This is a genomic window from Actinomycetota bacterium (assembly GCA_040755895.1).
Classification (GTDB): domain Bacteria; phylum Actinomycetota; class Aquicultoria; order Subteraquimicrobiales; family Subteraquimicrobiaceae; genus Subteraquimicrobium.
The window spans coordinates 1-7980 of the sequence record JBFMAG010000052.1 but is presented as its reverse complement, the minus strand read 5'-3'; the positions used below and the strand labels follow the sequence as shown (position 1 = coordinate 7980).

Below are 7980 nucleotides of genomic sequence, written 5' to 3'. Positions count from 1 at the left end.
CTAAATCCAAATGACCAAAACCTATTTTACCTTTTCTAATATGAAACCGAAGATTTTATTGTTTTGAGTTTTTAACTTCGGTCATTTGAGTTTGTTTAGAGTTTAGAAACTAGTATTGGAATTTGACAGTATCCCTTCCTATACAAGTATTATTTATGTATTTATGTCGTCATTACTTGGGTGCTTTAACCCCATATTTGGATCGAGCTTTTCTCCTGTCCTCGACTCCCGCGGTATCAAGGGCTCCCCTTACTATCTTATAACGTATTCCCGGTAAATCTTTTACCCTTCCCCCACGAATGAGAACAATGGAATGCTCCTGCAAATTATGTCCTATGCCAGGCACATAAGAGGTTACCTCCACACCTGAAGTCAATCTTACTCTGGCTACTTTCCTTAAGGCCGAGTTTGGCTTCTTTGGAGTGGTAGTATAAACCCTGGTACAGACCCCTCTCCTTTGAGGGGAACCCATCAAAGCAGGTGTAGTGGTTTTTTTCTTTGTCCTCTTTCTTCCCTTTCTGGTGAGCTGATTAATGGTTGGCATCTTTATCCCTTTGGGTCACGGTCATGGGTCATTTTTATTCCTTTACCCATGACTCTTTTGCTCTCGACCTCATGATTTTTTATTCTTGAATTCACATAAGTAGCGAGTAACAAAGCGTTACTCGCTACTCATCACATGAGTACCTGCGTATCTTCAAAGCCACAGCAGGTTAATATATCATTGTTCTTCGGGATTGTCAACGGTTTCTTCCACTTCTTGCTCGGACGATTCAGCCAAATCGCTTACCCCATGGAGTTCTTCCCGCAACTCTTCAGGGAAACAAATGCTTATGCTGCGGTATCGATTCATCCCCGTAGCAGCCGGAATGAGCTTGCCAATGATCACATTTTCCTTGAGACCAAGGAGTGGATCGACCTTTCCAGTAATTGCCGCGTCGGTGAGTACCCTTGTCGTCTCCTGGAAGGATGCCGCAGAGAGGAAACTGTCAGTGGCAAGAGATGCTTTAGTTATTCCCAAAAGAACCTGTTTGGCCGTAGCGGGTTTTCCGCCCTCAGCGAGTACCTTTTCATTCTCTTCCTCAAAGATATGTCGATCAATCAACTGACCTGGAAGGAGCTCGGTATCTCCTGGATCTATCACCGTGACCCGTCGAAGCATTTGACGGACAATGAGTTCAATGTGCTTATCATTGATCTCCACACCTTGCGACTTGTAAACCTCTTGAATCTCCTGCACCAGGTAAAGCTGGACGGCCTGAATTCCCTTTACTCTCAAAATGTCATGAGGATTGAGGGAGCCTTCCGTTAACTGATCTCCGGCCTTTATCTTATCGCCATTGGCAACCTTAAGACGTGCTCTTCTCGAAACTTGGTAGAGCTTTTCCTTACCATCTTTAGTGTGTATGATTATCTTCCTATGCTTACCAGTTTCCTTAACTTCGACTACCCCGCTTACCTCAGCAATCTGTGCTTGTCCTTTAGGTTTTCGGGCTTCAAAGAGCTCAACGACACGTGGGAGACCATGGGTAATATCCTCTCCAGCTACACCACCGGTGTGGAAGGTACGCATGGTGAGCTGGGTTCCGGGCTCGCCAATGGACTGAGCGGCAATTATCCCCACAGCTTCCCCGATATCAACCATCTTCCGATGGGCTAAGCTCCATCCATAACAGAGACGACAGACTCCATATTTTGATCTGCAAGTCATCACCGATCTGGTCATAACGCTCTGAATGCCAGCGTCTATGAATTTTTGAACATCCGATTTCTTAATCTCCTGATTGGCTTCAACGATAACTTCTTTGCTCACGGGATCGGTTATTGATTCGAGAGCCACTCTTCCCACAAGGCTGTAGTTGAGTTCTCCCTCCTCATTGAGGCTGCTCACCGGGATTCCTTCCTTAGTCTTGCAGTCTTCTTCTCTTACTATGATCTCCTGAGCAACATCCACCAACCGGCGGGTGAGATATCCAGAGTCCGCGGTTCTTAAGGCAGTATCCGCCAATCCCTTTCGAGCACCATGAGTGGAGATGAAGTACTCTAATACCGTTAGACCCTCACGGAAATTAGTCTTAATGGGTCTGTCGATGATATCTCCTCTGGGATTGGCAACCAGACCTCGCATTCCAGCCAGCTGCCTTATTTGCTTTATATTCCCTCGGGCTCCGGAAGTTGCCATCATGTAAATGGGATTGAACTTGCTGAAGTTCCTCTCCATGGCTTCGGTGACATCATCCGTAGCCTTGGTCCAAATATCGACTATCCTCTGATGGCGTTCATCCTTGGTGATGAGTCCTCTCCGATATTGTTTTTCGATCTTCTCCACCGCTTCCTCGGGAGCATCCAAAATTTTCCGTTTTTCTTCGGGAACCTGAATGTCGTCGATGCCGATGGTGACTCCAGCCCTTGTGGCATGGTAGAATCCCAAAGCCTTGATGCTGTCCAGGATTTCAGCCGTGTTCACCGTATCGTATATCTCGCAGCATCTCTCGACTATATCGGCCAACTCTTTCTTGCCAATCTCACAATTTACAAAGGGATAATCGTCGGGAAGAGCATCGTTAAAAATGATTCTCCCCACTGTGGTATCGATGAGTCTTGCAGATCCGTGGGATTTACCATTCATACGAAGCTTAACCTTGGCGTGAAGGTCCACCTCACCATGCTCGTAGGCGAAGATGGCTTCCTCGCTACTATTAAATATCTTGCCCTCGCCCTTACAGCCATCTTCTTCAGCGGTGAGGTAGTAACAACCGAGGACCATGTCCTGGGTTGGGGTAGCCAAAGGTCTGCCATGAGCTGGGGAAAGGATATTGTTTGTGGAAAGCATCAGGATTCTCGCTTCGGCCTGGGCTTCCGCAGATAATGATAGGTGCACCGCCATCTGATCACCATCGAAGTCTGCATTGAAAGCCGTGCACACGAGCGGGTGGATTTGAATGGCCTTGCCCTCAACGAGAACGGGTTCAAAGGCTTGTATACCCAATCTATGAAGCGTTGGAGCTCGATTAAGAAGCACGGGGTGGTCCCCAATCACCTCTTCTAATACATCCCAGACCACGGATTTGGCCCTTTCCACCATGCGCTTGGCGCTCTTGATATTCTGAGCATGACCCAAATCCACCAATCTCTTCATAACGAAGGGTTTGAACAACTCTAAGGCCATTACCTTAGGAAGTCCACATTGATGAATCTTCAATTCAGGGCCAATGACTATAACCGATCTCCCGGAGTAGTCCACCCTCTTACCCAAGAGATTTTGACGGAATCTCCCCTGCTTCCCTTTGAGCATGTCGCTTAAGGACTTCAAGGGTCTATTCCCAGGACCAGTAACCGGACGACCTCTTCTACCATTGTCGAACAGGGCATCCACGGCTTCTTGTAACATCCGCTTTTCATTATTGACTATGATCTCAGGTGCTCCGAGATCGAGCAGGCGCTTCAGTCTATTATTGCGGTTTACAACCCTTCGATAGAGGTCATTCAGATCGGAGGTAGCAAATCTTCCACCATCAAGCTGAACCATAGGCCGAAGGTCTGGAGGAATGACCGGGATAGCTTCCAGAATCATCCAATCGGGTTTATTCCCCGATTCTTTAAAGGCAGCTACCACCTTCAACCGCTTTATCGCACGATTTCTTTTTTGTCCACGGGATTTCTTTATGATCCTCCTGAGTAGCTTAGCTTCCTGGTCTAAGCCCAAATTCGCTAAAAGTTCTTTGATGGCTTCCGCTCCCATGCTTCCATGGAAGTATTCTCCATACCGAGCCCTCAAACCTCTGAAGAGCTGTTCATCGGAGATCAGTTGCTTGCATTCCAGATTCTTAAAGGTTTCAAAGACACGATTTAACCATTGAATTTTCTGTGCCATTTCATTTTGAAGCTCTTTGATTTCATGGTTGGTTTGGCTTTCGAGCTTCCTGATCTCAACCTCGAGAGAAGGATTGGCGCTGACCTCAACGACTTCTCTTTCCTCCGGCTCTATTTCTCCTTTTAGGATCTTTATCTTCCTTTTCTTCCCAGCTTCCAATCGCTTGATTTCCTTACCCAGTTCGTGCTTAAGCTCCTCTATCTCCTTTTCAAGCTCCTCTTTTAACATCGGTAAATCCTGCTCTCTGCGCTTCTCATCGATAAAGGTGATGATGTGAGAGGCGAAATAGATTACCTTCTCTAGATCCTTGGGACTGATATCCAATAGATATCCCATGCGAGAGGGAACACCTTTGACGTACCAGATGTGGGAGACCGGAGCGGCGAGTTCGATGTGCCCCATGCGCTCCCTTCTCACCTTGGCTCTAGTGACCTCAACGCCACAACGTTCGCAGATAATCCCCTTGAAGCGGATCCTCTTGTATTTGCCGCAATAACATTCCCAATCTCTGGTGGGACCAAAGATCTTTTCGCAGAAGAGTCCGTCCTTCTCCGGTTTCAGCGTCCTGTAGTTTATAGTCTCCGGTTTTTTGACCTCTCCATTGGACCAGGATCTGATTTGCTCGGGAGAAGCCAATCCAATTTTGAGGGCGTCAAAATCATTTACCTCTAACAAGGGTTATACCTCCCTAATCCCCTGCCTGCTGGCGGCACGGTCCTATGGACCCGTCGGGGATTCCTTCTTGGATTCGGATGTCGATTCTAAGGTCTTTAAAGATTCCTCAGCTTCGGGCTCGGGCTCACCACGTAGGTCGATTCCCAGCTCCTCAGCGGTCTTGAAGACATCCTCCTCCTTCTCCTTGAGTTCGATTTCCTTACCTTCATCCGAGAGTACTTCGACATCGAGAGCCAAACTTTGCATCTCCTTGACTAAAACCTTGAAGGATTCCGGAATGCCGGGCTCCGGGATATTTTCTCCCTTGACGATCGCTTCGTAAGTTTTGACTCTACCCAATACGTCGTCGGACTTCACAGTGAGGAGTTCCTGGAGCGTATAGGCCGCTCCATAAGCTTCTAATGCCCATACCTCCATCTCTCCAAAGCGTTGGCCACCAAACTGTGCTTTTCCACCGAGGGGTTGCTGGGTGACCAGGGAATAAGGACCGGTGGATCGAGCATGTATCTTGTCGTCAACCAGATGTAATAATTTCATCATGTAAATATAGCCCACGGTTATGGGTTGATTGAAGGGTTCCCCGGTTTTTCCATTGTAGAGTATGGTCTTTCCGGATTCGGGGAGCCCAGCTTTGCACAGAGCTTCTTTGATTTCCTTCTCATTCGCACCATCGAAGACGGGGGAGACCACGAAAACCGGTCCGTTTGTGGGTTCACCGTTATCGCTCCAGCCCACCTTCGCAGCCCAACCGAGATGGGTCTCCAATATCTGACCGATGTTCATTCGGGAGGGAACCCCAAGAGGATTGAGGACGATATCCACAGGAGTCCCGTCCGCTAGGAAAGGCATATCCTCCTCGGGTACGATCTTCGATATGACACCTTTATTCCCGTGCCTTCCCGCGAGCTTATCTCCCTCAGCTATCTTCCTCCTTTGAGCGACGTAAACCCTAACTAACTGGTTCACCCCTGGAGGAAGCTCGTCCCCCGCATCTCTGGAGAAGAGCCTCACATCTATTACCCTTCCACCTTCTCCGTGAGGAACCTTAAGTGAAGTATCCCTAACCTCCCTGGCTTTCTCACCGAAAATTGCTCTCAAGAGGCGCTCTTCCGCAGTGAGCTCCGTTTCGCCCTTCGGGGTAACCTTTCCCACCAGAATATCTCCGGGACAAACCTCCGCTCCAAGGCGAACAATGCCTCTTTCATCGAGATCTTTAAGAACTTCTTCTCCCACATTTGGAATGTCTCTGGTTATCTCCTCGGGACCCAATTTAGTGTCACGGGCATCCACTTCGTATTCTTCGATGTGAACGGAGGTGAGAATATCCTTCTTCACCAATCTTTCGCTAATGATGATGGCATCCTCGTAGTTATAACCTTCCCAGGGCATGAAGGCAACCAAAAGATTGCGACCCAGCGCGAGCTCTCCTCTATCGGTACAGGGTCCATCGGCGAGAACCTGTCCCGCCTCCACATAATCGCCCTCATTTACTATGGGCTTATGATTAATGCAGGTCCCCTGGTTCGACCTTCTAAACTTCTGAAGCTTATAAGTATCGATGCCTCCGTCTTCGACCTCAATTTCGATGCAGTCGGCACATACGGTTTTTACCCCTCCATCCCTTTTAGCCAGGACGATCTCGCCAGTGTCTCTCACCGCTCGATGTTCCATACCCGTTCCCACCAGGGGAGCTTCCGTACGGATTAGGGGAACCGCTTGCCGCTGCATGTTCGCTCCCATCAATGCTCTATTGGCATCATCGTGTTCAAGGAAGGGGATGAGGGCAGCGGCGACACTTACGATCTGCTTTGGTGAAACATCCATGAAGTCAACTTTCTCAGGTTCGACGGTCTCAACCTCCTCCCCAATCCGTGCCAAGATCTTATCCTGTAGAAATTTACCAGTCTTTTTATCATAAAGTGCATTTGCTTGAGCAATGACATATTTATATTCCTCGTCTGCGGTGAGGTAAACAATTTCATCTGTTACCTTACCCTTTACAACCTTCCGATAGGGGGTCTCTATGAAGCCGAATTCGTTAACTCGCGCATAGGTGGAAAGAGAACCTATGAGACCGATGTTTGGACCCTCAGGAGTCTCTATGGGGCACATCCTTCCATAATGGGAGGGGTGGACATCTCTTACCTCAAAGCCGGCTCGCTCTCGGGAAAGTCCTCCTGGACCAAGAGCAGAGAGACGCCTCTTATGAGTCAAACCAGCAAGGGGATTAGTTTGATCCATGAATTGGGAGAGCTGGCTGCTACCGAAGAACTCCTTGAGGGCGGCAACAATGGGTCGAATATTGATCAAAGTTTGAGGCGTTATTGTCTCCACATCCTGGGTGGTCATTCGTTCTCGAACGACCCTTTCCATTCTGGCCAAACCGATGCGGAATTGATTCTGGATGAGCTCTCCCACATGACGTACTCGACGATTTCCAAAGTGATCGATATCATCCGTTTCCCCCATGCCATCGTAATGAAGACGAATGAGATACCTCACTGTCTCCAAGATATCCTCTCTGGTGAGAACCGTGACATCCAAGGGGATATCCAATCCCAATTTCTTATTGAGCTTATACCGACCAACCTTTGCCAAATCATATCTGTGGGGATTGAAGAAAAGAGTCTCGATGAAAGTTTTGGCGCTTTCAACGGTTGGTGGCTCACCGGGTCTCAATCTCTTGTAAATTTCAACCAAGGCTTGCTGCTGAGAATCGGTGAAATCCCTCTCCAAAGTCCTCTTAATCGGGGTGACTCTATTGAAAAGCTTCAAGAGATCCTTGTTCTCCCCAAGACCCAGAGCCTTCAAAAGGATGGTAATGGGTATCTTTCGCTTGCGGTCAATCCGTACCGTAATTACATCTCGCTTCTCGATCTCAAATTCGAGCCAAGCACCCCGGCTGGGAATAATCTTACAGGTATGGTAGACTCTATCACTCTGCCTGTCGATTTCGCGAGCAAAATATAAACCGGGGGATCGCACAAGCTGACTGACAACAACCCTCTCCGTACCATTGATAACAAAGGTCCCTTTTCCAGTCATAAGTGGGAAATCTCCCATGAAGACCTGCTGTTCCCTTATCTCCCCCGTTTCTTTATTTATGAGACGAGCGGTGACGAATAGGGGTGCGGAGTAAGTCATGTCCTTCTCTTTGCATTCACTGACGGAATACTTCGGCTTGCCAAATTCGTAAGAGCCGAATTCTATGGCAAGATTACCGGTGAAATCTTCAATGGGGGAGATGTCTCGAAAAACTTCGGCTAATCCTTTCTGGAATAACCAATCGAAAGATTCACGCTGAATGGCAATGAGGTTAGGTACTTCGAGGATTTCCGGAATTTTGGCAAAACTTCTTCTCTCCCTCTTGCTGAAGTTGGATTTCAAAGCAATTACACACTCCCTAAGGGCCACTGGAGATAGCGACAAAA

3 protein-coding genes are annotated in these 7980 nt (G+C 48.0%); all 3 read right to left on the bottom strand.

The genetic code is table 11. The annotated features are described in order from the left end of the window. Positions 1-172: 172 nt before the first annotated feature. Positions 173-544: a 30S ribosomal protein S12 gene (gene rpsL, locus AB1466_02490; GenBank protein ID MEW6188971.1), complete on the bottom strand. Its 372-nt coding sequence runs from the start codon at positions 542-544 to the stop codon at positions 173-175. A gap of 177 nt (positions 545-721) precedes the next feature. Beyond that, a complete protein-coding gene (locus tag AB1466_02485) occupies positions 722-4549 on the bottom strand; it encodes a DNA-directed RNA polymerase subunit beta' (protein MEW6188970.1) in 3828 nt (1275 codons plus the stop codon). Positions 4550-4591: 42 nt separating this feature from the next. Then, a complete protein-coding gene (rpoB, locus tag AB1466_02480; GenBank protein ID MEW6188969.1) occupies positions 4592-7942 on the bottom strand; it encodes a DNA-directed RNA polymerase subunit beta in 3351 nt (1116 codons plus the stop codon). Positions 7943-7980 lie beyond the last annotated feature (38 nt).